This is a genomic window from Xanthobacter flavus (genome assembly GCF_017875275.1).
GTDB lineage: Bacteria > Pseudomonadota > Alphaproteobacteria > Rhizobiales > Xanthobacteraceae > Xanthobacter > Xanthobacter flavus_A.
This window is the reverse complement of the sequence record NZ_JAGGML010000001.1, coordinates 3,015,555-3,039,370: the sequence shown is the minus strand read 5'-3', so window position 1 is coordinate 3,039,370 and position 23,816 is coordinate 3,015,555. Positions and strand designations below refer to the sequence as shown.

Below are 23,816 nucleotides of genomic sequence, written 5' to 3'. Positions count from 1 at the left end.
TTCAGTCGGCGACGGTGAGCACCACCTTGCCCTTCACCCGACGCCCGGAAATCTCGCCGAGGGCCTCGGCGCAGTGTTCCAGCGGGAAGGTCTTGTCCACGTGGGCCGAGATGCGGCCGTCCCGCGCGTAGCCCATCAGCTCTGCCACCGCGTCGCGCAGCCAGCCGGGATTGGCCCGGGCATGGGAGCCGAAGGCGACGCCGCGCGCATCGCAATTCTTCACCAGCAGCAGGTTGAGCGGGATCTTCGGGATCTCGCCGGCGGCGAAGCCCACCACCAGGAAGCGGCCGAGCGGGCCGAGCGCCCGCAGTGCCTGCTCCGCCATGTCGCCGCCCACCGGATCGTAGACCAGATCAAGACCCGTCCCGCCACCGAACGCCTTCAGCGCGGCCTTGAGGTCACCGGAGGCATAGTCGAAACCTTCGTCCGCTCCGTGATCCAGCGCGAAGCGCACCTTCTCCGGCGAGGAGGCGCAGGCGATGATCCGCGCGCCGAGCACCCGGCCCAGCTCCACCGCCGCGAGCCCCACCCCGCCCGAGGCACCGAGCACGGCGAGCCGCTCGCCCGCCTTCAGCTCGCCGCGGTCGCGCAGCGCATAGAGCGCCGTGCCGTAGGTGACGATGAGGCCGGCCGCCTTCACGAGGTCGAGGTCGTCCGGAACCTTGGCCAGGAACTGGGCCGGAGCCGCGACATACCCGCGCGCCGCGCCGTGGGTCTGGTAGCCGCACACGCGCTCGCCGACCGCAAAGCCGGTGACGCCCTCGCCCAGCGCGGCGACATGGCCAGCATATTCGGCGCCGGGGGAGAAGGGCAGCTCGGGCTTCACCTGGTAGAGATCGCGGATGATGAGCGTGTCGAAGAAATTGAGGCCGATGGCCGCGACCTTCACCAGCACCTCGCCGGGACCGGGCGAAGGCACGGGCAGATCGCGGATCTCAAGGGTCTCGGGGGCGCCATGGCGCGCGCACACCACCGCTTTCATGAGGTCTCCTTCTTCACTGGAACGACAGGAACGGATTACCAAAAATTAACCCAACAGGGCGGAAGCACGGGGTAAACACGCCCTTCCGCGACGGCACCGGCGCCATCAAGAACCCACGCCTTGCGCCACGCACGGCGGCCGGACAGTCTCGCGAAGTCCCACGGCGCAACGAATCGGGCGATTTCACCCATCCTGCGCATTGAGCGGAGCCGAGCCTTTGGTTTAGGAAAACGCAAGACGACCCCGCCATTTTTTTGACCGCCTGCGTCGCTACCCGACAGCCGGCGGCCAAGCACGATGTCCGATTGCCTTACGGGGCCCCAGCGATTTAGGAGAAGCCATGACGCTTCCTCGTGTCCATCCTGCTCTCCTGGGCATGTTCCTCGCCTGTGCCGCAGCCGCCCCGGCCGCCGCGCAGGGCCAGCCTCAGTCGAAGGCGGTGGCGCAGTTCGGCGACTGGAGCGTCTACGTCTCCACCTCCAGTCCCAAGGTCTGCTACGCCATCTCCCAGCCGAAGACTCGCGCGCCCGAAGGGCTGAAGCGCGATCCGGCCTATTTCTTCATCTCCACGCGCCCCGGCGAGAACGTGAAGAACGAGGTGACCGTCACCGTCGGCTTCCCGCTGAAGGAGGGTTCGGATGCGACCCTCACGGTCGGCAACGCGACGCTCCAGCTCTACACGAAGGATCAGGGCGCCTGGGTGCGCAACGTGGCCGACGAGTCCAAGCTGGTGGACGCCATGAAGCGCGGCAAGGACCTCACCGTCGCCTCGACCTCGCTGCGCGGCAACGTGACCACCGACAAATACTCGCTGGTCGGCCTGGCGCAGGCGCTCGACCGGGTGGCGCAGGAATGCAAGTGAGCGCGATCAAGTGAGCGCGATCGAAGTCGTGCTTTGAAGGTGCTGAAGGGACGGGCCCGGCCCGTCCCGGCAATCACCGCCCGGGCAGATCCAGCACGCCGTTGGGGCTGAATCGATCAATGATGGCCGGCAGATGCTTGGCGAGAAGCTCGGGCAGCATCTCCGGCTGGAGGCCGAGCCCGTTGGCGATGGCGGTGAGGGGCTCGGCGCCGAGCGCGTTGACGATCTCGTCCGCGCTCACCGGCACGTTGGGGCCGCTGGAAAGCCAGCTGTCCACCTCATGGGCGAGGCCAGCCTCCTGCAATTGCGCCAGCACGCCCTCGATGCTGCCATAGGGCGTCTTCGCCAGCGCGCCATCGAGGATGCCGGGCAGGGCCGAGGCCATGGGGCCGCTGAGCAGCGTGTCGATGAGGGCGCCGGCGCCCTCGGGGCCGGCACGGCCGAGCATGTTGGAGAGCATGCTGCCCGCCATCTGGTCGAACAGGCCCATCCCCGTCTCCTCCCGCTGCTGCGCTGCACGATGCGGCGCGCCGTGGGTTGGTGTACCGGATCACCCTCGCGGTGTCGATCTGGCGTGGATCGGTCACGAACGCCTGATCGCCTGCGGCTCCGCGCCGCTGGGACGGCGTGTGGCCTATGCACGAGGATCGTCAGCCGCTAACGGCTCGCAGGTGATGATTTCACTCCCTCTGTTCACGGCCCTCGCCCTCATGACCGCCGTCGCGGCCCTCGCCGTGCTGTGGCCGCTGTCGCGCGCCCGCACCTTGAAGGCGACGCGGGAAGCGGACCTTGCGGTCTATCGCGACCAGCTGGCCGAGATCGCCCGCGACGCGAAATCCGGCCGCCTGCCCGCCGCCGAGGCGGAAGCCGCGCGCATCGAGGTGGCCCGCCGCATGCTCGCCGCCGATGCGGCGGCCGACGCTGCGTCCGCCGATCCCGCCGTGGCCGGCCGGCGCCGGCGCGCGGCGGCCATTTTCGCGCTCCTCTTCGTGCCGGTCTGCGCGGCGGCGCTCTATGCCGTGATGGGCTCGCCAAGCCTTCCCGGCGCGCCGCTGGCCGAGCGGATGGCCGCGGCGCCCGATCGCAGCGACGTGGCGATCCTCGTCCGGCGCGTGGAGGAACACCTCCAGAAAAATCCCAATGACGGGCAGGGCTACGAGATCCTCGCCCCCATCTATCTGCGCCTCGGGCGGCCGGAGGATTCCGCCCGCGCCTATGGCGAAGCCATCCGCATCCTGGGCCCCAGCGCCGAGCGCCTGTCCGCAAGGGGCGACGCGCTGGTGGTGGCGGCGGACGGCCTCGTCACCGCCGATGCCGCCAAGGCCTTCGCCGCCGCCCTCGCGCTGAACCCGAACGAGCCGCGCGCCGCCTATTTCCTCGGCCTCGCCGCCGAGCAGGATGGCCGCGCGCAGGATGCCGCGCGGATCTGGGGCGATCTCCTCGCCAGGACGCCGGCCTCTGCCCTTTATCGTCCCATGGTGGCGGAGGCGCTCGCCCGCGTCGGCGGCACGGTGCCGCCCGCGGCTCCTTCCCCTGCGACACCCGGTCCCAATGCCGCCGATGTCAATGCGGCCGCCCAAATGTCGCCGCAGGACCGGAACGCCATGGTGCGCGGCATGGTGGAGCGCCTCGCCGCCCGGCTCGACCAGGAGCCGAACGACATCGACGGCTGGGAACGGCTGATCCGCGCCTATGGCGTGCTCGGCGACAAGGACAAGGCGGATGCCGCGCTCAAGACCGCGCGCGCCGCCTTCAAGGACGATCCGGCGGCCCTCGCCCGTCTCGACGCGGCGGAGAAGGCCCTGCCGACAGGAGGAAAAGGATGACGCGGAAGCAGCGCAGGCTGGTCCTCATCGGCGCCGGGCTCGGCGTGCTCGCGCTCGCCGCCGGCCTCATCCTCTCGGCGCTCAACGACACCATCGTTTTCTTCCGCACGCCCACCGAAGTGGCACAGAAGCAGGTGACGCCGGGCGCGCGCCTGCGGCTCGGCGGGCTGGTGGAGACCGGCAGCGTCGTCAAGGCCGGCACGCTCACCACCTTCTCCATTACCGACGGCAATGCCACGGTGAAGGTGGCCTACCAGGGCATCCTGCCGGACCTGTTCCGCGAGGGTCAGGGCGTGGTGGCCGAAGGCGCGCTCCAGCCGGACGGCGCGTTCAAGGCCGACAGCGTGCTCGCCAAGCACGACGAAAAATACATGCCCCGCGAGGTCGCCGACGCCCTCAAGCAGCAGGGCCACTGGAAGGACGGCGCGCCCGCGCCCGGCGCCGCCTCGCCCTCAACCCGCCAGCCGGGGAGCTGAGGCATGATCGCCGAGATCGGACAATACGCCCTCGCCCTCGCCTTCGCGCTGGCCCTGGCTCAGGTGATCCTGCCGGCCTGGGGCGCGGAGCGGCGCGACGCGGTGCTGATGGGTTCCGCCGGGCCGATCACCCTCGCCGTGTTCGGCTTCGTCGCCTTTGCCTTCGGCGCTTTGGTGCAGCTCTACGTCACCTCCGACTTCACGGTGGTGAACGTGGTGGAGAACTCCCACTCCCAGATGCCGCTCGTCTACCGCGTGACCTCCACCTGGGGGAACCACGAAGGCTCCATGCTGCTGTGGGTCTTCGTGCTCGCCCTCTTCGGGGCGCTGGTGGCGGTGTTCGGCTCGAACCTGCCGGACCGGCTCAGGGCGCTGGTGCTGTCGGTGCAGGGGGCGGTGGCGGCCGCCTTCCTCTCCTTCATCCTGTTCACGTCCAACCCGTTCGCCCGCATCGTGCCGGCCCCTGCGGAAGGGCGCAGCCTCAATCCCATCCTCCAGGATCCCGGCCTCGCCATCCACCCGCCCCTGCTCTACCTCGGCTATGTGGGGCTCTCCATCTCCTTCTCCTTCGCCATCGCGGCGCTGATCGAGGGGCGGATCGACGCCGCCTGGGCGCGCTGGGTGCGTCCGTGGACGCTGGCGGCCTGGGTGTTCCTCACGCTGGGCATCGCGGTGGGCTCCTACTGGGCCTATTACGAGCTGGGCTGGGGTGGCTGGTGGTTCTGGGACCCGGTGGAGAACGCCTCGCTCATGCCCTGGCTCGCCGCCACCGCGCTGCTGCACTCCGCCGTGGTGATGGAGAAGCGCGACGCCCTGAAGGTGTGGACCATCCTCCTCGCCATCCTCGCCTTCTCCCTGTCGCTGGTGGGCACCTTCCTGGTGCGCTCGGGCGTGCTGACCTCGGTCCATGCCTTCGCCACCGATCCGGCGCGGGGCGTGTTCATCCTCGGCATCCTCACCTTCTTCATCGCCGGAGGGCTGGCGCTGTTCGCCTTCCGCGCCTCCGAGCTGAAGCAGGGCGGCCTGTTCGCGCCGATCTCGCGGGAGGGGGCGCTGGTGTTCAACAACCTGTTCCTCACCGCCGCCACCGCCGCGGTGCTGGTGGGCACGCTCTATCCGCTGGCGCTGGAAGCCTTCACAGGCGCGAAGATCACGGTCGGCCCACCCTATTTCAACCTTGTCTTCGGCGGGCTGATGCTGCCCCTCGTCTTCGCCATGCCGTTCGGCCCGCTGCTCGCCTGGAAGCGCGGCGACATCCTCGGCGCCGCGCAGCGGCTGATGCTCGCCGCCGGCCTCGCCATCGTCGCGGTGGTGGTGACGGCGGCCGCGACCACCGGCGGCCCGGTGCTGGCGCCGCTGGCGGTGGGCCTTGCCGCCTTCATCATGCTGGGCGCCCTGACCGACCTCGCCGAGCGCGCCGGCCTCGGCCGCGTGGGGGCGAAGGTGGCGCTTGCCCGGCTCGCCGGCGTGCCGCGCTCGGCCTATGGCACGGCCATCGCCCACTTCGGCGTGGGCGTCTGCCTGCTCGGCATCGTCTGCGAGACGTCGTGGAGCCTTGAGAAGATCGCCGCGGTGAAGCTCGGCGATACCATCACCATCGGCTCGCGCACCCTGACCCTGGACCGGCTGGAAAGCCGGACCGGGCCAAACTTCCGCGCCCGCACGGCGGTGTTCTCCATCCGCGACGGCGGGGTCTCCGAGGGCAATATCGAGGCCTCGCGCCGCACCTTCGCCGCGCGGCAGATGGCGACCACCGAGGCGGGCCTGCGCACCTTCGGCTTCAGCCAGCTCTATGTGAGCATGGCCGAGGAAAGCCCGGACGGCCACGTCTCCGTCCGAGCAACCTTCAAGCCGTTCGTGACGCTGATCTGGCTCGGCGCGCTGGTGATGGCGCTGGGTGGCGGCCTCTCCCTCGCCGACCGGCGCCTCAGGGTGGGCGCGCCCCGCCCGGCGGCGAAGAAGCAGCGGCATTCCGTGGCGCCGGCGGAGTGAGCGCCATGGCACCGAACCTGCGCGCGCTCCTCGCCGCTCTCCTCATCCTCCTCACCCTCGGCGCCCCGGCCTTCGCCGTGCAGCCGGACGAGGTGCTGGGCGATCCGGCACTGGAGAGCCGGGCGCGGACGCTCTCGGCGGAGCTGCGCTGCATGGTCTGCCAGAACCAGTCCATCGACGATTCCGACGCACCGCTGGCGAAGGACCTGCGCCTCATCGTGCGCGAGCGGCTGAAGGCCGGCGACAGCGACAGCCAGGTGCTGGACTTCATGGTGGCCCGCTACGGCGAGTTCGTGCTGCTCCGCCCGCGCATGTCCTGGCGCAATGCGCTCCTTTGGGGCGCGCCGATCCTCGTGCTGGTGCTGGGCGCCCTCGGCGCCGTCCTCGCTTTGCGTCGCCGCAGCGCCGCCCCCCCGGCACCGCGGCTCTCGGCAGCCGAGGAGGCCCGGCTGAAGGCGCTGCTCGCCGAGGGCGACGGGGCCGGCTCGACCAAGCCCTGAGGCAGACGCGGGGCGGCTCCCGCATTCTTCCCGTGGAAACGCGGCCCGCGAGGGATTATGTGTGGCGGATGATGCCCACGCTCGAAACCATGCCTGAAGCCACGCCCGCGCCTGAAACCGCCCTGCCGCCCATCGCGTCCGAGGCCGCGCCCGCACGCGCCTCCCTCATCGGCCTCGACCGGGACAAGCTGGGCGACGCGCTCGATGCCATCGGCGTGAAGGGCTCGGACCGGCGCATGCGCGTCAACCAGCTCTGGCACTGGATCTACCTGCGCGGCGCCCAGGACTTCTCGGAGATGACCAACGTCTCCAAGCACCTGCGCGCGCGGCTGGAGGAGGCCTACACGCTGGCCCGTCCCGAGATCGTGGCGGAGCAGGTCTCGCAGGACGGCACCCGCAAATGGCTGCTGCGCTTCCCCGCCGATCACCCGGGCGAGCGGCCCCACGACATCGAGACGGTCTACATCCCCGAAAGCGACCGCGGCACGCTGTGCGTGTCCTCGCAGGTGGGCTGCACCCTCAACTGCTCCTTCTGCCACACCGGCACCCAGCGCCTGGTGCGCAACCTCACCGCCGCCGAGATCGTGGCGCAGGTGATGGTGGCCCGCGACCGGCTCGGCGATTATCCCGGCCGCGACCGCGCGGTGGGTCCGGGCCTGCCCACCGAGGGCGACCGACTGGTCACCAACATCGTCTTCATGGGCATGGGCGAGCCGCTCTATGCCTATGACAGCGTGAAGGAAGCCATCGAGACCCTCTCGGACGGCGACGGCCTCGGCCTTGGCAAGAGGCGCATCACCGTCTCCACCTCCGGCGTGGTGCCGGAGATCGAGCGCCTGGGCTCGGAAGTCGGCCCCATGCTCGCCATCTCGCTGCACGCCGTGCGCGACGATCTGCGCGACGTGCTGGTGCCCATCAACAAGAAGTATCCCATCAAGGAGCTGATGGAGGCCTGCCGCACCTATCCGGCCGCCTCCAACGCCAAGCGCATTACCTTCGAATACGTCATGCTGAAGGGCGTGAACGACTCGCCCGCCGACGCGCGCGCATTGGTGAAGCTGCTCGAAGGCGTGCCAGCCAAGATCAACCTCATTCCGTTCAACCCGTGGCCCGGAACGCAGTACGAGTGCTCGGACTGGGAAACCATCGAGCGCTTCTCGGACATCGTGTTCCGCGCCGGCTACGCGAGCCCGGTGCGCACGCCGCGCGGGCGCGACATCCTCGCCGCCTGCGGCCAGCTCAAGAGCGAGAGCGAGAAGCTCTCCGCCCGCGAGCGCCTCGCCTATCGCGCCATGATGGCCCAGGCGGAGGAGTAGTCCCCGCCCCTTCGGAGACGCTGCCATGCTCGACCATGTGGGGATTTCGGTGCACGACGTGGCGCGCTCCCGCGCCTTCTATCTCGCGGCGCTGGCCCCGCTCGGCTACGGCATCCTGATGGAGGTGAGCCCGCCGGGCGGCCATACCTATATCGGCTTCGGCGTGGTCGGCTCCGGCAAGCCGGACTTCTGGATCGGCGATGCGCCGGTCGCCACCGGGCACCTGCATCTCGCCTTCGCCGCGACGGACCGGGCGGCGGTGGATGCCTTCTACGCCGCCGCCCTTGCCGCGGGCGCGCGGGACAATGGCGCGCCGGGCCTGCGCCCGCATTACCATCCCGATTATTACGGGGCGTTCGTGTTCGATCCGGACGGGCTCAACGTGGAGGCCGTCTGCCACCTGCCCGAGGCTGCCTGAGCCCATGGACAACCTCGTCCGCCTGCTGCTGCGCTTCGTTCTCGTGCCGCTCGGCTATTTCGCCTCGGTCATCGCGGGGGCGTGCGTGATCCTCATCGGGGAGTGGCGCATCGGCTCGCTGTTCACCGCCGCCGATCCCGGCGACCGGGCGCTGGGCTTCATCGTGGCCATCGTCACCACAGTGGTGGTGCTGTTCATGCTGCTGATGCTCATGTGGCTGGTGGCGGCCGTGGGCATCCTGTTCTCGGAGGCCTTCGCCATCCGCTCGTGGATGTTCCACGCGGCCAATGGCGTGGTCTCGGCCTGGATCGGTGCCCAGCTCTTCGCGCCGTCCGACGGCTCGGCTCTCGTGGCGAGCGATCCCTTCTATGTGGTGGCGGCCGGCCTTGCGGGCGGCCTCGCCTACTGGCTGGTGGCGGGCTCCACGGCGGGCTTCTTCAAGCCCATCCTGCGCTCCCCCGCCGAGCGGGCCGGCGCGCTGCCGCCGCCTCCGCAGCAGCCGCGGCTTCCTCCCCCCTCGCCTGAGTCGCCATCCCGATGAGCCCAGCCGCGGACGAACCCGGTGCGCCGCGGCGCGTGGTTCGTCTGGTGCTGGCTTATCTCGCGTCCGTCCTCGTCACGGTGAGCCTTCTGCCGCTTGTGGGCGCCGCCATGGATCGGATCGCGCCCGCGCCCGGCGCTCCCGAAGGGCTGGCGCTTTATTATGGTGTTGCGATCGCCTCCGCCGGCTTCGCCTATCTGCTCGCCGCCGTCTGCGGGCTCCCGCCGGCGCTGGTGTGGATCGCCGTTTCGGAACGCAAACGCCTGCGTCACCCGCTGGCCCATGGGGCGGCCGGCGCGATCTGGGCCGCGGCCGGCTGGCTGGGCTTCTCCCTCGTCACCGATTCCCTCGGCGACCCGCTGCTGGTCCGGGTGACGGCCGACCTCCTCATCGCCGGTGTCGGCGGGGGTCTGGCCTACTGGGCCGTTGCCGGGCGCAGCGCGGGCGGCGACACGCCCCTCCGCTGAAAGCACCCACGACGAAAAACCGCGGACGTTGCCGTCCGCGGTTCAAAACGTCTCGGAAAACCGAAAGCTCAGGCCGCGGCAGCGGCGGCGACGGCCTTGGCGATCTGGCGCTTGAGGTCGAGGGCGACGGGAGACAGCTCCTCGTCGCGCGCCTTGACGAGGAAAGCGTCGAGGCCACCGCGATGGTCCACGCTCTTCAGCGCGTTGGCGCTGATGCGCAGGCGCACGGAACGCTTCAGCGTCTCGCTCTCCAGCGTCACGTTGCACAGGTTCGGCAGGAACCGGCGCTTGGTCTTGCGGTTCGAGTGGCTCACGAGGTTGCCGCTCTGAACCCCCTTGCCGGTCAGGTCACACCGCCGGGACATGGCGAAAGTCCTTTTTTCTTCGTATGGCGCGGGGAACGCGTCGGGGCCAGCAGACCCGCGTGCACTCACCCGCTCTATCGGGAAGCGGCTCGTATAGGGTGAGAGGGGAAGCCAGTCAAGGTGCGGGGCATATCCTCCCCCTGCGAAGCTTGGTATGGAAGCGCGCCACGGCGAAGCTGGGGAACATGGCAGCATCGGCCGCGTGGCGTGGAATTGGGGGATTTCATGAAATTCGGTGGATGGCTGTTCGCCGCCGCGCTGTCGATGGCGGGGCTCTTCTGCGCGGGCGAGGCGAGCGCTCAGACAAGGTTCATCGTCAACCAGCTGTCCGGCAAGTGCATCGACGTGTCCGGCGCACCCGGCGTCAAGAATGGCGCGCCGCTGATCCTTTATACCTGCGAGTTCGGCGCGCTGAACCCCAACGGGACGCCCACCGACCAGATGTGGGAAGTCCTGCCGCAGGGCTTCATCCGCAACGCCCTCTCCGGCAAGTGCATCGACGTGCCCGGCGCCCCCGGCATCAAGGCCGGAACGGCGCTGATCCTTTATGATTGCGAGATGTCGGGGCGGAACCCCAACGGCTCGACCACCGACCAGCAGTGGCAGTTCACGAAGGAAGGGCTGATCCGCCACAAGTTGTCCGGCCTCTGTCTCGATGTGCGCGGGGGCCCCGCCACCGCCAACGGCGCGCCGCTCCAGCTTGCGACGTGCGAGGTGGCCGGAGGGCCGTCCGACCAGTATTGGCGCCTGAAGTAGCGCCGTCCTCACCCCGGCATCAGCACCGCGCGCCCCTTCTGTGCCGCCTCGGCGATAAAGTCGGCGGCGACGCGGATGCGGGCGAGGTCGCGGGTGTCGGCGTGGGTGAGAAGCCAGAAGGTGCGCGTCAGGCCCACCTCCTGGGGCAGGATGGGGACCAGCGCGTCCGGCCCCGCGCCCGCGAACAGGTCGGCCATGAAGCACGGGAGCACGCACACGCCGGCCCCCGCGCGGGTCGCCGTCATCTGGGCGACGAGGCTGGAGCTTTTCAGGCGGACCCTGAGGTCCTTGGCCACGAGCGGCACATAGTCCAGCTCCGGCGCGTAGATCAGATCATCCACATAGCCGATGAAGCGGTGACGCTGGAGAGCGGCGCGGCTCTCGATGGCGCCGTGTTTCTCCAGATAGGCGCGGGCCGCATAGAGGCCGAGCCGGTAGTCCGTGAGCTTGCGCGCATGCAGCCGCCCCTCCTTCGGCCGCGACAGCGAGATGGCGATGTCCGCCTCGCGCTTGGACAGGGAAAACAGGCGGGGCATGGCGAGGAGCTGGATGTCCAGCCCCGGATGAAGATCCGACAGCGCACCGATGCGCGGGGCGAGGAAGAAGGTGCCGAATCCGTCCGGCGCGCCGATCCGCACCGTGCCCGAGACGCCGAGGTCCGCGCCGGCGATCTCCCCCTGGGCGGAGAGGGCCAATGTCTCCATGCCCTCGGCGGCGGCGAGCAGGCGATCCCCGGCCGCGGTGAGCGCATAGCCGTGGGGATGCCGGTCGAACAGCTTGGCCCCCAGCGCCGCTTCCAGCGCGGCGATGCGCCGGCTCACCGTGGAATGCTCCACCTTCAGCCGCGCCGCCGCCACGGTCAGCCGCCCGGCGCGCGCCACCGCGAGGAAGAAGGTGAGGTCGGACCACTCGAAATCGCTACCGGGCATGGCTCTCGGGACTGTGAAAGGGCGCACATCAACGGTGCGGAGATTGCCGTAGCTGTGCACAAAAAGATAGGGCAGTGTGCCGGCCAACGAACGCTGCCGGGAAGCGGCGGCCCTCGTCTGGAAACGCATTTCCCAAGAAGGAACCGCATCATGCGCGAGATCGGCCATTTCATCGGCGGCAAGCAGGTGCCCGGCACGTCCGGCCGCTTCGCCGACGTCTACCAGCCCATGACGGGCGAGGTGATCGCCCACGTGGCCCTCGCCTCGACCGACGAGCTGAATGCCGCCGTCGCCAACGCCAAGGCCGCGCAGCCCGCCTGGGCCGCCACCAATCCGCAGCGCCGCGCCCGCGTGCTCATGAAGTTCCTGGAGCTGGTGCACCGCGACTACGACCTGCTGGCCGACCTGCTCGCCCGCGAGCATGGCAAGACCGTTCCCGATGCCCGCGGCGACATCCAGCGCGGCCTCGAGGTGATCGAGTTCGCCATCGGCATCCCCCACCTCATGAAGGGCGACTTCTCCGACAGCGCCGGCCCGGGCATCGACATCTATTCCATGCGCCAGGCGCTTGGCGTCGTGGCCGGCATCACGCCGTTCAACTTCCCGGCCATGATCCCCATGTGGAAGTTCGGCCCCGCCATCGCCTGCGGCAACGCCTTCATCCTCAAGCCGTCCGAGCGCGATCCCGGCGTGCCCATGCACCTCGCCGAGCTGATGCTCGAGGCGGGCCTGCCCCCCGGCATCCTCAATGTGGTGAACGGTGACAAGGAAGCGGTGGACGGTCTTCTCGACCATCCCGACGTCCACGCCATCGGCTTCGTCGGCTCGTCCAGCATCGCCCAGTACATCTATGCCCGGGGCGCGGCCAACGGGAAGCGCATCCAGGGCTTCGGCGGCGCCAAGAACCACATGATCATCATGCCCGACGCGGACATGGACCAGGCCGTGGACGCCCTCATCGGCGCCGGCTACGGCTCCGCCGGCGAGCGCTGCATGGCCATCTCGGTCGCGGTGCCGGTGGGCGAGGACGCGGCCGAGCGGCTGCTGGAGAAGCTGGTCCCCCGCGTCGAGAACCTCAAGATCGGCCCCTCCACCGACGGCTCGGCCGATTTCGGTCCGCTCGTCACCCGCGAGGCGCTGGAGCGCGTGCGCGGCTATGTGGACCTCGGCGTCCAGGAGGGCGCGAAGCTGCTGGTGGACGGCCGCGGCTTCAAGATGCAGGGCTATGAGAACGGCTTCTACATGGGCGGCTGCCTGTTCGACCATGTGACCGCCGACATGCGCATCTACAAGGAAGAGATCTTCGGCCCCGTCCTCTCCGTGGTGCGCGCGCCGGACTACAAGGAGGCCCTGCGGCTTCCCACCGAGCACGAATACGGCAACGGCGTCGCCATCTTCACCCGCGACGGCGATGCGGCGCGCGACTTCGCCTCCAAGGTGAATGTGGGCATGGTGGGCATCAACGTGCCGATCCCGGTGCCGCTCGCCTACCATACCTTCGGCGGCTGGAAGCGCTCCGGCTTCGGTGACCTGAACCAGCACGGCCCGGACGGCGTGCGCTTCTACACCAAGACCAAGACCGTCACCTCCCGTTGGCCCTCGGGCATCAAGGACGGCGCGGACTTCGTGATACCCACCATGGGCTGAGGCTGCGCCTCTCCTTGCGGCCCTCATTTCGTGCTATCATTTTTGATAGCACGAAATGAGTAAAGGAGGGCGCCATGGCCCAGGTGCTGATCCGCAACATTCCCGACGAGACCCTCAACGTCTACCGGGAGCGGGCGAAGCGGAACGGGATCTCGCTGGAGCAGGAAATCCGCAACCTCCTTGAGAAGAACCGGCCCTATACGCCGGCGGAGCGGGTGGCAGTGTCCGAGTATTTTCTGGCCAGAACCAAGCCTTCCCCTGCTCTGTCCCTCAATGAAATCCGCGAAGGTCTTGAATGAGCCGCTTTGTGGTCGATGCGAGCATCGCCCTGAAATGGTTCTTCGACGAAGGCGATCGCGCTGAGGCTCGCGCCCTCCTCATATCCGGTGCGAGCCTTCTGGCGCCGACGCTCGTTCAGTCGGAAGTCGCCAATGCCCTTTGGAAGAAAAAGCGCGCAGGGGCCATGACGGTAGAAGACGCCATCCACATCAACGCGCAGCTGCCGCCATTCTTCCAGCGGCTGTTTCCGGTCGAGCCTCTGCTTCCACCCGCGATCGAGCTGTCCTTCCGGCTTGACCATCCTATCTATGATTGCGTCTACCTCAGTCTCGCGCGCGAAATGGACTGTCCATTCCTGACCGCCGACGAACGCCTCGCGCGCAAGACGGCCGGCCAGACGGACCTTCCCCCGATCCTCCCCCTCTCCGACTGGCGCTCCTGACATGTTCACGCTCTCCGAGGACCAGATCGCCATCCGCGACATGGCGCGCGATTTCGCCAATGAGCAGATCGCGCCCTACGCCGTGGAATGGGACGAGAAGAAGCATTTCCCCGTCGAGCAGTTGCGCGCCGCCGCGGCGCTCGGCATGGGTGGCATCTATGTGAAGGAGGATGTGGGCGGCTCGGGCCTCACCCGCCTCGATGCGGCGCTCATCTTCGAGCAGCTCGCCACCGGCTGCCCCGGCACCTCGGCCTATCTCTCCATCCACAACATGTCGACCTGGATGATCGACCGTTTCGGCGACGACACCCAGCGCAGGAAGTGGGTGCCGCGCCTCGCCAGCATGGAGCATTTCGCCTCCTACTGCCTCACCGAGCCCGGCGCGGGATCGGACGCGGCGGCGCTGAAGACCAAGGCGGTGCGCAACGGCGACCATTACATCGTCGATGGCCAGAAGCAGTTCATCTCCGGTGCCGGCTCCTCCGACATCTATGTGGTGATGGTGCGCACCGGCGGCGACGGGCCGAAGGGCATCTCCACTCTCGTCATCGAAGCGGGCGCGCCGGGCCTGTCCTTCGGCGCCAACGAGCGCAAGATGGGCTGGAACGTGCAGCCCACCCGCACCGTCACCTTCGAGGGCGTCAAGGTGCCGGTGGAGAACCGGCTGGGCGAGGAGGGCGAGGGCTTCAGGATCGCCATGGCCGGGCTCGACGGCGGCCGGCTGAACATCGGCGCCTGCTCGCTGGGCGGGGCGCAGGCGGCGCTGGAGAAGGCGCTGTCCTACATGCGCGAGCGCAAGGCCTTCGGAAAGCGCCTTGATGAGTTCCAGGCGCTGCAGTTCCGCCTCGCCGACATGGCGACCGAGCTGGAGGCCGCGCGCACCTTCCTCTGGCGCGCAGCCGCCGCTCTGGATGCCAAGGCGCCGGATGCCACCCAGCTCTGCGCCATGGCCAAGCGCATCGCCACCGATCGCGGCTTCGAGGTGGCCAACGACGCGCTGCAGATGCACGGGGGCTACGGCTATCTCGCCGACTACGGCATCGAGAAGATCGTGCGCGACCTCAGGGTCCACCAGATCCTCGAAGGCACCAACGAGATCATGCGCCTCATCGTCGCCCGCGCGCTGATAGCGCAGGGGAACTAGCGAAAACCTCCCTCTCCCCTTGCGGGAGAGGGACGGGGTGAGGGGTATGTCTGCGCCGTCCCGCAGCCAGTTATGCGGATACGGCCGGCCCCTCACCCCCGGCCCCTCTCCCGCAAGGGGAGAGGGGAGCATCCGGCAGGGAGGAAACCATCATGGCCACCATCGCATTCATCGGCCTCGGAAACATGGGCGGGCCCATGGCCGCCAATCTCGTGAAGGCGGGGCACACCGTCACCGGCTTCGACCTCGTGCCCGCCGCGCTGGAGGCGGCGAAGGTGAAGGGCATCGCCATCGCCGACAGCGCCAAGGCGGCGGTGGCGGCCGCCGATGCGGTCGTCACCATGCTGCCCTCCGGCAAGCATGTGGTGGGCGCGACCACCGGCGCGGACGGTCTGTTCGCGGCGGCGAAGCCCGGCACGCTGTTCATCGATTCGTCCACCATCGACGTCGCCTCCGCCCGCGCCTTCCACGAGGCCGCCAAGGCGGCGGGTCACGCGAGCGTGGATGCGCCGGTCTCCGGCGGCGTCGGCGGGGCGGAAGCGGGCACGCTCACCTTCATGGTCGGCGGCACGGACGAGGCGTTCGCGGCGGCAAAGCCCATCCTGGAGCTGATGGGCAAGAAGATCGTCCATTGCGGCGGCGCCGGCGCGGGACAGGCGGCGAAGATCTGCAACAACATGATCCTCGGCATTTCGATGATCGCCGCCTCGGAAGCCTTCGTGCTGGCGGAAAAGCTCGGCCTCTCGCACCAGGCGCTGTTCGATGTCGCCTCCACCTCCTCGGGCCAGTGCTGGTCCATCAACGCCTATTGCCCGGTGCCTGGCCCCGTGCCCACCAGCCCCGCCAATCGCGGCTACCAGCCGGGCTTTGCGGCGGCTTTGATGCTCAAGGATCTCAAGCTCTCCCAGGAAGCCGCCGAGACGGCCGGCGCCGCCACCGCGCTCGGCGCGGCCGCGACCGCGCTCTACACCGCCTTCGCGGCGGAGGGGAACGAGGGCAAGGACTTCTCCGGCATCATCGAGTGGATCCGCACGCGGGCGGACGAGACCTGATCCCGGAGCGCTCCGAAGCCCGGACGTGAAAAAGGCCCGCCGCAGGATGCGCGCGGGCCTTTCTCATTGGGCCGGAGGCTCAGCGGGCCGGCAGCAGCGGCGGCCCGTAGGCGTTCGGCTCCCGCTGGGAGGGCTGCACCCACCAGAACAGGAGCACGAAGAAGCCGAACGGGATGAACAGGATCAGGAACCACCAGCCGCTCCGCCCAACGTCATGCAGCCGCCGCACCGCAACCGCCAGCGAGGGCAGGATGAGGGCGAGGTGGACAGCCGCCGAAAGCCAGTTGGGTCCGGCGAAGAAATACAGCGCGTCGAACTGGCCACCGCTGACCTGCGTCGCGGTGATGGACCCCGCGAGCAGCATGGTGCCGATGACAAAGGCCGCGACTTCCACCAGCAGCGTGAACACCCAGAACCACCAGAACTCGCTGCGCGGCGCCCGGCCCTGAAAGCCGGCATATTGGCTGAGGCAGCTGCGGACAGCTTCGGTGAATGTCATTGGCCCCTCCTCGCGCGCCGTGACCCCGTGGCTGCGCCGGGGTACCTATAGCGGAAGCGTTCGGGCGCGGCCAACCGGCGCGCCAAGCCAATGCCGCGGAGCGCCGACGCCATGGGACTGACCCTCGCCCTTCTCGCCACCCTGGTCAGCCTTGCAGTGGCGGTGGTGGTCGCCCGCAGGTTCAAGGCGGCGCGCGAGCGGGCTATCGCGCGCGTTGCCTCCGGCAGCGAGATCGCGCCGCTGGCCGGCGGCGCGGTGGAATATGCCGACCGCGGTGTCGGCCCGGTGCTGCTCACCATCCACGGCGCGGGCGGCGGCTTCGACCATGGCCTGTTCTTCGCCGACGAACTGATGGGCGGCGGCTTCCGCCTCATCTCGCCCTCGCGCTTCGGCTATCTGCGCACCGGCACGCCTGCCGCAGCGGTGGATGCGCCGGACGGGGGCGTCGCCGCGCAGGCGGATGCCCACGCGGCGCTGCTCGACCATCTCGGCCTCGACAAGGTCATCGTGATGGGGCTTTCGGCCGGCGCGCGATCGGCGGCGGCGCTGGCCATCCGCCACCCCGACAAGGTGCGCGCGCTGGTGCTGCTGGTGCCGGCGCTCGACGCCCCGCACAGCCCGGTGGCCACCGACCCCACCGGCGGAAGCCGGCTCGCCTTCGCCATCGTGAAGGCCGGGGGCGATTTCTTCTGGTGGCTCATCGGCGCGCTTGGCCCGAATATGGTGATCCGTTTCGTCGGCGTGCGGCCGGCGTTGCTCGATCAGGCGGGAGCGCAGGAGCGAGAGCGGGTGCTGAAGATCGCCGCCGCCATCGCGCCGGTGTCGGAGCGCGCCGCCGGCATCCGGCTCGACAGCGCCTGCCCGCATCCGGTGCTGCCGCTGGAGCGCATCACGGCGCCGACCCTCATCGTTTCCGCCCGGGACGACCTGTTCAACACCCTGCCGGCGGCGGAGGTGGCGGCGGCGCGCATCCCCGGCGCCCGGCTCATCGCCTATGATACCGGCGGACACCTGCTCGTGGGGCGGGCCGCGCAGACGCGCGCGGCGGTGCGCGCATTTCTCGATGAAGTCGCGCCGTGAAGAGGATGGGAAGGCGGGGGATGGATGGTAGCAGCGGGTGGATTTGAACCACCGACCTCCGGGTTATGAATCCGGCGCTCTCACCGACTGAGCTACGCTGCCACAACACACATCCGACGCAAGTTGCGTCGGGAGACGCGCATATAGAGGCGGGGCCACGCGGGTGTCAAGAATCCCCGCGCGCCCTGTGAACAGAAGGCTTGCGGCCGAAAGGCTCAGGCCGCCTTCTTCTTGATACGGACCATCTTGAAGAAGCCCACCGGGAAGACGGGAGCGATGCTCACCACTTCCATGTCGGGATACTTGGCCGCCCAGTTCCGAAGGCGGCTCGCCTTGAAAGCGATGCTCCAGCCGATCTTCTTCACCAGCGGGGCGAGGGCTGCCTCCACATGCATGGTCGCGCCCTCGTCCGCGCCGAGCTTGGAGGCGACGACGATCTCGCCGCCGGGGCGCAGCACGCGGTACATCTCGTCCAGCGCACCTTCCGGATCGGGCACCAGCGTGATGACGAAGGGCACGGTCACGGCGTCGAAGCTGTGGTCGGCGAAGCCGAGCTTGCAGGCGTCCATGGCGCAGAGCAGGCCCACCTGCTTCAGTCCGCGCTCGACCTTTTTCTCCACCGCCTTCTGCAGCATGTGGAAGGAGAGGTCGATGCCGGTGACGCGGCAGTGCGCGGGGTAATAGGGCAGCACCAGCCCGGTGCCGACGCCCACTTCCAGAATGTCGGGGCCGCACGCGGCGGCGGCGGAGGAGGTCTTGCGCTGCGCGTCCGCCAGCAGCTTCACATAGACCTTGTCATAGATGGGCGCCCATTTGGCATAGGCCTTCTTCTGGCCTTCGAGATCGTACTGAACCGCCATTCCGTCTCTCCCGCCCCAAGTCCCGAGGGCAACCCGCGCCTCAGGCGACCTCTGCGACCGCCTTCGCCACCCGCTCCGCCTTCACGATGGTGCCGCCACCGAGAAGGCGGGCACCGGCGCCGGGGGCATCGTAGAGCACGCAGGCCTGCCCCGGCGCAACGCCTTCCTCGCCGAGCGCGAGATGCACCGCCGGGGCGCCGTCCGCCGTCCGACCCAGGCGCGCCGGTACCGGGGAACGGGTGGACCGCACCTTCACATAGACCTCGGTCTCGGCATCGAGCGCCGCGTCGAAGGGGAGGTCGCCCAGCCAATTCACATCGGCCATCGAAATGGCCCGCACCGCCAATGCCTCGCGCGGGCCGACGCGCACCTCGCGACGGCTCGCGTCGATGGAGATCACATAGAGCGGCTCGGGCGTGGCGATGCCGAGGCCCTTGCGCTGGCCGATGGTGTAATGGAGCACGCCCTTGTGGCGGCCGAGCACCCGGCCGTCCAGATGCACGATGTCGCCGGCCTCGCCGGCCTCGGGCCGCAGGCGCTGGACCACCTCGGCATAATCGCCGCCCGGCACAAAGCAGATGTCCTGGCTGTCCGGCTTCTCGGCGACCGGAAGTCCGAATTCGGCGGCCAGCGCCCGAACATCCGCCTTCTGCATCTCGCCGAGGGGAAAGCGCAGCTTGTCGAGCTGGGCGGCCGTGGTGGCGTAAAGGAAATAGGACTGGTCCCGCGCCTCTTCCGCCGCGCGGAACAGGCCGCGCCCGCCCCCCGGCAGGGCGCGGCTCGCCACATAATGGCCGGTCGCGAGATAGCGCGCGCCCAACTCCTCTGCGGTGGCGAGCAGGTCGCGGAACTTGACGGTGCGGTTGCAGTCCACGCAGGGGATAGGCGTGACGCCGGCCGCGTAGCTCGCGGCGAAGCGGTCGATCACCTCCTCGCGGAAGCGGCTTTCATAATCGAGCACGTAGTGCGGGATGCCGAGCGTGCGGGCGACCTCGCTGGCGTCGTAGATGTCCTGTCCCGCGCAGCAGGAGCCGGCGCGATGCGCCGCCTCGCCGTGGTCGTAGAGCTGGAGGGTGACGCCCACCACGTCATAGCCCGCGCGGGCGAGCAGCGCCGCGACCACGGACGAATCCACCCCGCCCGACATGGCCACGACGACGCGGGTCGCCGCCCGCTCGGCACGGGTCGCATCGGAAGCATCGAGATGGAGGTCGTCGGTCATCTTGGATCGCGGGGCCGGAAGGGAGCGCGGCAGAACGTATGCCGCACCGTCGCCTCATGCAAACGATTGGCATCTGAGCCATGCGAGCGCGGCGAAAAAACGGCCTTCCCGCCCGCGCCGCGACGCCCCGTCACCCCCGCGCCACCCGGCGGGCCGGCTCCTCGTCCTCCACCGGCCCCTCGAACACCGAGACGAGGGCGCGGCGGATGGTGGATTGGCGGGCGGCGCCGGTGATCTTCGCGCCCATCAGGTCGGTGACGTAGAACACGTCCACCGCTCGCTCGCCGAAGGTGGCGACATGGGCCGAGGCGATGTTCAAATTGAGCCGGGACAGCGTGTTTGTGAGCGCGAACAGCAGGCCCGGACGGTCGAGGCCGGAGACCTCCATGACCGTGTGCCGGTTGGACCAGGAGTTGTTCACCGTCACCTCGGGCTCCACCGTGAAGGTGCGGCGGCCCTTGGGCAGCTTCTTGGCCATGACTTCCGGCAGGCGCACCTCGCCGGTCAGCGCCTGCTCCACCGCCTCGCGGATGCGGTTGGCGCGGCGCAGCTCGTCCTCGTCATGGTCGAAGGCGCGGCGGATGGCGATGGTATCGAGCGCCAGCCCGTCCGTGGTGGTGGAAATCTGTGCGTCCACGATGTTGGCACCCGCCGCGGCGCAAGCGCCGGCGATGATGGACAAGAGCTTGGGATGGTCCGGCGCCAGCACGGTGAGCGTGGTGATGCCGCGGCCCGGCTCCAGCGACGCGTGGGTGGCGATGGAGCAGCCCGCCGTCTCCGCCTCGTCCACGAAGCGGGCATGCCGCAGCTTGGTCTCGAGGTCCACGCGCAGCCAGTAGGGCGGATAATGGCGCGCCACGTAGGTCGCCACCTTCTCGTCGTCCCAGTCGGAGAGGGCCGAGCGGAACTGGGACTGGGCGGCGGTGACGCGCTTGCCCCGGTCCACCTCGGAGAAGCCGCCGGTGAGCACCGGCTCGGTCTCGTAATAGAGCGTGCGCAGGAGCTGCGCCTTCCAGCCGTTCCAGGTGCCCGGCCCCACCGCCTTGATGTCGGCGGTGGTGAGGATGGTGAGCAGCTTCATCCGCTCGAGGTTCTGCACCACGGCGGCGAAATTCTCGATGGTCTTGCGATCGGAGAGGTCGCGGGACTGGGCGACCGTGGACATGACGAGGTGCTGCTCCACCAGCCAGGCCACCGTCTCGGTCTCGACCGGGGAGAGGCCGAAGCGCGGGCAGAGCTTGCGGGCGATGCGGGCGCCCGCCACCGAATGATCCTCCGGCCGGCCCTTGGCGATATCGTGGAGCAGGAGCGCCACATAGAGCAGGTTGCGGTTCTTCACCGTGCCCATCAGCTCGTTGGCGAGCCCGTTGTCCGGGTTCACCTTGCGCTCGATCTCCGACAGGATGCCGATGCAGCGCAGCAGGTGCTCGTCCACCGTGTAGTGGTGGTACATGTTGAACTGCATCATGGCGACGACCTTGCCGAACTCCGGCAGGAACCGCCCCAGCACGCCCACCTCGTTCATCCGCCTGAGCACCGTCTCGGGCGCGTCCTTCGAGGTGACGATCTCCAGGAACAGGCGGTTCGCCTCCGGATTCTCGCGCACGCTCGCATCGATGAGGCCGAGGGAACGGGCGGCGAGCTGGCTGGCGTCGGGATGCAGCGCGAGGTTGCGCTTGTCGGCCACGTGGAAGATGCGGATGAGGTTCACCGGGTCGCGGTTGAATGCCTCGGGGTCCGCCACATTGAGGCGGTCATGATCCAGGATGAAATCCGGCGTGTCCTTCAGCGTGATGCGCCGCGAGCCGGCGCGGAAACGCTCCACCATGCCCTTGAGGCCCGGCACCGGCTTCTCGTGGCGCTCTTCCAGCGCGGCGGAGAGGATGGCGGTGAGATCGCCCACATCCTTCGCCACGAGGAAATAGTGCTTCATGAAGCGTTCCACGTCCTTCTGGCCGGGATGCTCCGTATAGCCGAGGCGCAGCGCCATCTCCCGCTGCAGGTCGAAGGACAGGCGGTCCTCGGCGCGACCGGTGAGGAAATGCAGGTGGCAGCGCACCGACCAGAGGAAGTCCTCGCACCTCTTGAAGAGGCGCGCTTCCTCCCTCGTGAACACGCCCTTGGCGACCAATTGGCTCGCGGTCTGCACCCGGTAGACGTATTTGGCGATCCAGAAGAGGGTGTGGAGGTCGCGAAGGCCGCCCTTGCTCTCCTTGACATTCGGTTCGACGAGATAGCGCGACTGGCCGGAGCGGCGAAGGCGGTCCTCCCGCTCGGCCATCTTGGCGGCGACGAATTCGGCGCCGGTGCCCTCGACCACTTCCTTGTCGAAGCGCGTCTCCAGATCTTCGAACAGCGCCTTGTCGCCAACGAGGTAGCGGGCTTCGAGGATGGAGGTGCGGATGGTGAAGTCGGCCCGCGCTTGGCGCAGGCATTCCTCCACCGAGCGGGTGGCATGGCCCACCTTCAGGCCGAGATCCCACAGAATGTAGAGCATGGCCTCGGCGACGCTCTCGCCCCAGGCCGTCTGCTTGTAGGGCAGCACGAACAGGATGTCGGTGTCGGAGCCCGGCGCCATCATGCCCCGGCCGTACCCGCCCACCGCCGCCACGGCCATGCGCTCGGAGCGGGAGGGGTTGTCCACCGGGTAGAGGAAGGTGGTGGCCACCTCATAGGCACTGGTGATGATTGCGTCCTGAAGCGCGGAAAGGCGCATGGCGCAGCAGCGGCCGCAGCCATCTTCCAGAAGCAGGCGCTCGGCTTCCGCGCGGCCCTCCTGCATGCCCTTCTTGAGCCGGGCGACGACTGCATTGCGCAGATCGAGGTCGCGCCCCTTGTGAGCGGAAGCGATTTCCCTGATCTCGGCCTTGAGGGCCTGGCCTTCGAAGGGTTCGCCGATGACGCGGTTGACCTTGGAGGAACGGACGGTGGGCATTGCTCGGCGATCTGGAGGCACGAAGGACAGGAGCCTGTATCTGTACCGCAATCGGCGCCCGGCCGCGAGCGTCGTTGAGGGCTGCCCCTCGAAACCGCCGGTGCGAAACCTATATGTCGGTCATGGACCACATGCCGGCCGGACAGCACCCTACGAGAGGTGCCCTGACATTCCGTAACGTCATGCGCGGCGTCGCGGCGCTGGTGATTGCCCTTGCGCCCGCCGGAGCCTTGGCCGGGACGGGAATCGGCACGCCCATCGTCGGGGGAGCGGCGGTGATCCCGCCGATCCAGCGGCCGGCGGCCCGTCCCGTGGTACGGCCCGCGCCGGTCGTCCCGCGCGCGCCCACCGTGGTGACGCCGCGCCCGAAGCTGCCGGCGCCGAAGCCGGTGGTGCCGGCGGACCCCACCCCCCTCATCCAGTCGCCGCCTTTCCGCGCCAACACGCCCATCGGCGCCCAGCCGGGCTCCGGCGCACCGCTCGGCGTGCTGCCGGGCGGACTCGCGACGCCCCTCGTCGGCCCAGCCCCGGCGCCGAACACCTGCTGGTTCTACACGACGCCGGCGAAGACCGTGGGCTACTGGAGCAGGTGCCCCTGAGGGCGGAGTTCACATCCGGTTCTCGATCACCACGAACCAATTGGCGGATTTGTCCGCGAGCTGCCCGCGAGCATTGAGCTTGACCTGACGGCGTGTCACCGACTGGCTGACGTTGCCGCCAATACTGTAGGCATAGCTGTCGTCGACCTCGACGACGATGTCCGTATGGCTCTCGTAGTAGCCGATCCGCCGGGCGGTATCGAAACTCACTTTGGTATCGCCGCGCCAATAGCCGATCAGGTCACCGACCTTGAGCTGATAATCGCCCAGCCGGTGCGCCACGATGGGCGCCGTGGACCTGCCCTCGTCGGCGTTGCGGATGGCGGCGTTGATGTAAGTGGCGTGGGCTGCGGCATAGGGAAAGCGATCCTTCGCCCCAGCCTCGTGGAAGCAGAAGGAGACGAACGCCGCAGACCATGGATAGCCGCGGTCCTTGCCGGTGAGGTTTCGATAGGCGCCGCCGAGGAAGCGCCAATAGTCGCCGACACGCTGCCACGCGCCGTCCTGATACTCCTTCTTCCCGTCCTTGACGGTGCCGTCGAGGTTGATCTGCCCGCCGCCGAAAAACGTCCATTCCGCCAATGCCACCTGCACCAGCGCGGGAATGATGGTCGCCATCTTTGCCTC

26 protein-coding genes and 1 tRNA gene are annotated in these 23,816 nt (G+C 68.9%); 17 read left to right on the top strand and 10 right to left on the bottom strand.

The window, feature by feature from the left end; genetic code table 11:
* Position 1: 1 nt before the first annotated feature.
* Positions 2-982: an NADPH:quinone oxidoreductase family protein gene (locus tag J2126_RS14515; RefSeq protein WP_209487628.1), complete on the bottom strand. Its 981-nt coding sequence runs from the start codon at positions 980-982 to the stop codon at positions 2-4.
* A 340-nt stretch (positions 983-1,322) separates the two neighbouring features.
* Between J2126_RS14515 and J2126_RS14510 the strand changes: the two genes are divergently transcribed.
* On the top strand, positions 1,323-1,844 hold the full coding sequence (locus J2126_RS14510) for an invasion associated locus B family protein (RefSeq protein ID WP_209487627.1): 522 nt from the start codon (positions 1,323-1,325) through the stop codon (positions 1,842-1,844).
* Between the two features lie 73 nt (positions 1,845-1,917).
* Here J2126_RS14510 and J2126_RS14505 read toward each other — a convergent pair whose 3' ends face one another.
* Positions 1,918-2,334, bottom strand: coding sequence for a YidB family protein (locus J2126_RS14505; RefSeq protein ID WP_209487626.1), 417 nt, complete (start codon positions 2,332-2,334; stop codon positions 1,918-1,920).
* Between the two features lie 184 nt (positions 2,335-2,518).
* Between J2126_RS14505 and ccmI the strand changes: the two genes are divergently transcribed.
* The 8 genes from ccmI (at position 2,519) to J2126_RS14465 (ending at position 9,380) form a co-directional block, all read left to right on the top strand.
* The gene (gene ccmI / locus J2126_RS14500) at positions 2,519-3,670 is read left to right on the top strand and encodes a c-type cytochrome biogenesis protein CcmI (protein WP_245327337.1); all 1,152 of its coding nucleotides are present in this window, start codon (positions 2,519-2,521) and stop codon (positions 3,668-3,670) included.
* Entirely contained in the window at positions 3,667-4,146 is a 480-nt protein-coding gene (ccmE, locus tag J2126_RS14495; RefSeq protein ID WP_209487624.1) for a cytochrome c maturation protein CcmE, read from the top strand. Before ccmI ends, ccmE begins: the two co-directional genes overlap by 4 nt.
* 3 nt (positions 4,147-4,149) lie before the next feature.
* Positions 4,150-6,138: a heme lyase CcmF/NrfE family subunit gene (locus J2126_RS14490; RefSeq protein ID WP_209487623.1), complete on the top strand. Its 1,989-nt coding sequence runs from the start codon at positions 4,150-4,152 to the stop codon at positions 6,136-6,138.
* A 5-nt stretch (positions 6,139-6,143) separates the two neighbouring features.
* Positions 6,144-6,638 carry a cytochrome c-type biogenesis protein gene (locus J2126_RS14485; protein WP_209487622.1) on the top strand — a complete coding sequence of 165 codons (495 nt, stop codon included), beginning with the start codon at positions 6,144-6,146 and terminating at the stop codon, positions 6,636-6,638.
* Positions 6,639-6,706: 68 nt separating this feature from the next.
* Positions 6,707-7,954 (top strand): 23S rRNA (adenine(2503)-C(2))-methyltransferase RlmN, encoded by a 1,248-nt coding sequence (rlmN, locus tag J2126_RS14480; RefSeq protein WP_394101536.1) that lies wholly within the window; start codon positions 6,707-6,709, stop codon positions 7,952-7,954.
* Between the two features lie 25 nt (positions 7,955-7,979).
* Entirely contained in the window at positions 7,980-8,372 is a 393-nt protein-coding gene (locus J2126_RS14475) for a VOC family protein (protein WP_209487621.1), read from the top strand.
* Between the two features lie 4 nt (positions 8,373-8,376).
* A complete protein-coding gene (locus J2126_RS14470; protein WP_209487620.1) occupies positions 8,377-8,913 on the top strand; it encodes a hypothetical protein in 537 nt (178 codons plus the stop codon).
* On the top strand, positions 8,910-9,380 hold the full coding sequence (locus tag J2126_RS14465) for a hypothetical protein (protein ID WP_209487619.1): 471 nt from the start codon (positions 8,910-8,912) through the stop codon (positions 9,378-9,380). The genes J2126_RS14470 and J2126_RS14465 overlap by 4 nt, the downstream gene beginning before the upstream one ends.
* A gap of 68 nt (positions 9,381-9,448) precedes the next feature.
* Here the strand turns inward: J2126_RS14465 and rpmB are convergent, their stop codons facing one another.
* On the bottom strand, positions 9,449-9,745 hold the full coding sequence (rpmB, locus tag J2126_RS14460) for a 50S ribosomal protein L28 (protein ID WP_209487618.1): 297 nt from the start codon (positions 9,743-9,745) through the stop codon (positions 9,449-9,451).
* A gap of 225 nt (positions 9,746-9,970) precedes the next feature.
* On the opposite strand from rpmB, the gene J2126_RS14455 reads away from it, so the two are divergent.
* A complete protein-coding gene (locus tag J2126_RS14455) occupies positions 9,971-10,501 on the top strand; it encodes an RICIN domain-containing protein (RefSeq protein WP_209487617.1) in 531 nt (176 codons plus the stop codon).
* Between the two features lie 8 nt (positions 10,502-10,509).
* Here J2126_RS14455 and J2126_RS14450 read toward each other — a convergent pair whose 3' ends face one another.
* On the bottom strand, positions 10,510-11,430 hold the full coding sequence (locus J2126_RS14450) for a LysR family transcriptional regulator (protein WP_209487616.1): 921 nt from the start codon (positions 11,428-11,430) through the stop codon (positions 10,510-10,512).
* 150 nt (positions 11,431-11,580) lie between these two features.
* On the opposite strand from J2126_RS14450, the gene J2126_RS14445 reads away from it, so the two are divergent.
* The 5 genes from J2126_RS14445 to mmsB all read left to right on the top strand — a co-directional run bounded on the left by J2126_RS14445 (position 11,581) and on the right by mmsB (position 15,994).
* Positions 11,581-13,077 (top strand): CoA-acylating methylmalonate-semialdehyde dehydrogenase, encoded by a 1,497-nt coding sequence (locus tag J2126_RS14445; RefSeq protein ID WP_209487615.1) that lies wholly within the window; start codon positions 11,581-11,583, stop codon positions 13,075-13,077.
* A 74-nt stretch (positions 13,078-13,151) separates the two neighbouring features.
* The gene (locus J2126_RS14440) at positions 13,152-13,376 is read left to right on the top strand and encodes a FitA-like ribbon-helix-helix domain-containing protein (RefSeq protein ID WP_209487614.1); all 225 of its coding nucleotides are present in this window, start codon (positions 13,152-13,154) and stop codon (positions 13,374-13,376) included.
* On the top strand, positions 13,373-13,798 hold the full coding sequence (locus J2126_RS14435) for a type II toxin-antitoxin system VapC family toxin (protein ID WP_209487613.1): 426 nt from the start codon (positions 13,373-13,375) through the stop codon (positions 13,796-13,798). Before J2126_RS14440 ends, J2126_RS14435 begins: the two co-directional genes overlap by 4 nt.
* 1 nt (position 13,799) lies before the next feature.
* Positions 13,800-14,942, top strand: a complete 1,143-nt coding sequence (locus J2126_RS14430; protein ID WP_209487612.1) for an isobutyryl-CoA dehydrogenase — start codon at positions 13,800-13,802, stop codon at positions 14,940-14,942.
* A gap of 152 nt (positions 14,943-15,094) precedes the next feature.
* Positions 15,095-15,994 carry a 3-hydroxyisobutyrate dehydrogenase gene (gene mmsB, locus J2126_RS14425; protein ID WP_209487611.1) on the top strand — a complete coding sequence of 300 codons (900 nt, stop codon included), beginning with the start codon at positions 15,095-15,097 and terminating at the stop codon, positions 15,992-15,994.
* A gap of 79 nt (positions 15,995-16,073) precedes the next feature.
* On the opposite strand, the gene J2126_RS14420 is transcribed toward mmsB, so the two are convergent.
* The gene (locus tag J2126_RS14420) at positions 16,074-16,493 is read right to left on the bottom strand and encodes a DUF805 domain-containing protein (RefSeq protein ID WP_209487610.1); all 420 of its coding nucleotides are present in this window, start codon (positions 16,491-16,493) and stop codon (positions 16,074-16,076) included.
* A 111-nt stretch (positions 16,494-16,604) separates the two neighbouring features.
* Here J2126_RS14420 and J2126_RS14415 point away from each other — a divergent pair, with 111 nt between their 5' ends.
* Positions 16,605-17,573, top strand: coding sequence for an alpha/beta fold hydrolase (locus J2126_RS14415; protein WP_209487609.1), 969 nt, complete (start codon positions 16,605-16,607; stop codon positions 17,571-17,573).
* A gap of 25 nt (positions 17,574-17,598) precedes the next feature.
* On the opposite strand, the gene J2126_RS14410 is transcribed toward J2126_RS14415, so the two are convergent.
* From J2126_RS14410 to J2126_RS14395, 4 genes are all read right to left on the bottom strand, one after another.
* Positions 17,599-17,675, bottom strand: a tRNA-Met gene (locus J2126_RS14410).
* Between the two features lie 113 nt (positions 17,676-17,788).
* The gene (locus tag J2126_RS14405; protein ID WP_209487608.1) at positions 17,789-18,433 is read right to left on the bottom strand and encodes a class I SAM-dependent methyltransferase; all 645 of its coding nucleotides are present in this window, start codon (positions 18,431-18,433) and stop codon (positions 17,789-17,791) included.
* Positions 18,434-18,473: 40 nt separating this feature from the next.
* A complete protein-coding gene (gene mnmA, locus J2126_RS14400; RefSeq protein WP_209487607.1) occupies positions 18,474-19,655 on the bottom strand; it encodes a tRNA 2-thiouridine(34) synthase MnmA in 1,182 nt (393 codons plus the stop codon).
* Positions 19,656-19,785: 130 nt separating this feature from the next.
* Positions 19,786-22,590, bottom strand: coding sequence for a [protein-PII] uridylyltransferase (locus J2126_RS14395; RefSeq protein WP_209487606.1), 2,805 nt, complete (start codon positions 22,588-22,590; stop codon positions 19,786-19,788).
* 113 nt (positions 22,591-22,703) lie between these two features.
* Between J2126_RS14395 and J2126_RS14390 the strand changes: the two genes are divergently transcribed.
* A complete protein-coding gene (locus tag J2126_RS14390; protein WP_209487605.1) occupies positions 22,704-23,189 on the top strand; it encodes a hypothetical protein in 486 nt (161 codons plus the stop codon).
* 9 nt (positions 23,190-23,198) lie between these two features.
* On the opposite strand, the gene J2126_RS14385 is transcribed toward J2126_RS14390, so the two are convergent.
* A complete protein-coding gene (locus J2126_RS14385; protein WP_209487604.1) occupies positions 23,199-23,807 on the bottom strand; it encodes a DUF2272 domain-containing protein in 609 nt (202 codons plus the stop codon).
* Between the last annotated feature and the right edge of the window lie 9 nt (positions 23,808-23,816).

Coding starts and splice junctions, on each gene's coding strand:
- J2126_RS14515 (WP_209487628.1), bottom strand. CDS start 982: ATGAAAGCGGTGGTGTGCGCGCGCCATGGCGCCCCCGAGACCCTTGAG.
- J2126_RS14510 (WP_209487627.1), top strand. CDS start 1,323: ATGACGCTTCCTCGTGTCCATCCTGCTCTCCTGGGCATGTTCCTCGCC.
- J2126_RS14505 (WP_209487626.1), bottom strand. CDS start 2,334: ATGGGCCTGTTCGACCAGATGGCGGGCAGCATGCTCTCCAACATGCTC.
- ccmI (WP_245327337.1), top strand. CDS start 2,519: ATGATTTCACTCCCTCTGTTCACGGCCCTCGCCCTCATGACCGCCGTC.
- ccmE (WP_209487624.1), top strand. CDS start 3,667: ATGACGCGGAAGCAGCGCAGGCTGGTCCTCATCGGCGCCGGGCTCGGC.
- J2126_RS14490 (WP_209487623.1), top strand. CDS start 4,150: ATGATCGCCGAGATCGGACAATACGCCCTCGCCCTCGCCTTCGCGCTG.
- J2126_RS14485 (WP_209487622.1), top strand. CDS start 6,144: ATGGCACCGAACCTGCGCGCGCTCCTCGCCGCTCTCCTCATCCTCCTC.
- rlmN (WP_394101536.1), top strand. CDS start 6,707: ATGATGCCCACGCTCGAAACCATGCCTGAAGCCACGCCCGCGCCTGAA.
- J2126_RS14475 (WP_209487621.1), top strand. CDS start 7,980: ATGCTCGACCATGTGGGGATTTCGGTGCACGACGTGGCGCGCTCCCGC.
- J2126_RS14470 (WP_209487620.1), top strand. CDS start 8,377: ATGGACAACCTCGTCCGCCTGCTGCTGCGCTTCGTTCTCGTGCCGCTC.
- J2126_RS14465 (WP_209487619.1), top strand. CDS start 8,910: ATGAGCCCAGCCGCGGACGAACCCGGTGCGCCGCGGCGCGTGGTTCGT.
- rpmB (WP_209487618.1), bottom strand. CDS start 9,745: ATGTCCCGGCGGTGTGACCTGACCGGCAAGGGGGTTCAGAGCGGCAAC.
- J2126_RS14455 (WP_209487617.1), top strand. CDS start 9,971: ATGAAATTCGGTGGATGGCTGTTCGCCGCCGCGCTGTCGATGGCGGGG.
- J2126_RS14450 (WP_209487616.1), bottom strand. CDS start 11,430: ATGCCCGGTAGCGATTTCGAGTGGTCCGACCTCACCTTCTTCCTCGCG.
- J2126_RS14445 (WP_209487615.1), top strand. CDS start 11,581: ATGCGCGAGATCGGCCATTTCATCGGCGGCAAGCAGGTGCCCGGCACG.
- J2126_RS14440 (WP_209487614.1), top strand. CDS start 13,152: ATGGCCCAGGTGCTGATCCGCAACATTCCCGACGAGACCCTCAACGTC.
- J2126_RS14435 (WP_209487613.1), top strand. CDS start 13,373: ATGAGCCGCTTTGTGGTCGATGCGAGCATCGCCCTGAAATGGTTCTTC.
- J2126_RS14430 (WP_209487612.1), top strand. CDS start 13,800: ATGTTCACGCTCTCCGAGGACCAGATCGCCATCCGCGACATGGCGCGC.
- mmsB (WP_209487611.1), top strand. CDS start 15,095: ATGGCCACCATCGCATTCATCGGCCTCGGAAACATGGGCGGGCCCATG.
- J2126_RS14420 (WP_209487610.1), bottom strand. CDS start 16,493: ATGACATTCACCGAAGCTGTCCGCAGCTGCCTCAGCCAATATGCCGGC.
- J2126_RS14415 (WP_209487609.1), top strand. CDS start 16,605: ATGGGACTGACCCTCGCCCTTCTCGCCACCCTGGTCAGCCTTGCAGTG.
- J2126_RS14405 (WP_209487608.1), bottom strand. CDS start 18,433: ATGGCGGTTCAGTACGATCTCGAAGGCCAGAAGAAGGCCTATGCCAAA.
- mnmA (WP_209487607.1), bottom strand. CDS start 19,655: ATGACCGACGACCTCCATCTCGATGCTTCCGATGCGACCCGTGCCGAG.
- J2126_RS14395 (WP_209487606.1), bottom strand. CDS start 22,590: ATGCCCACCGTCCGTTCCTCCAAGGTCAACCGCGTCATCGGCGAACCC.
- J2126_RS14390 (WP_209487605.1), top strand. CDS start 22,704: ATGTCGGTCATGGACCACATGCCGGCCGGACAGCACCCTACGAGAGGT.
- J2126_RS14385 (WP_209487604.1), bottom strand. CDS start 23,807: ATGGCGACCATCATTCCCGCGCTGGTGCAGGTGGCATTGGCGGAATGG.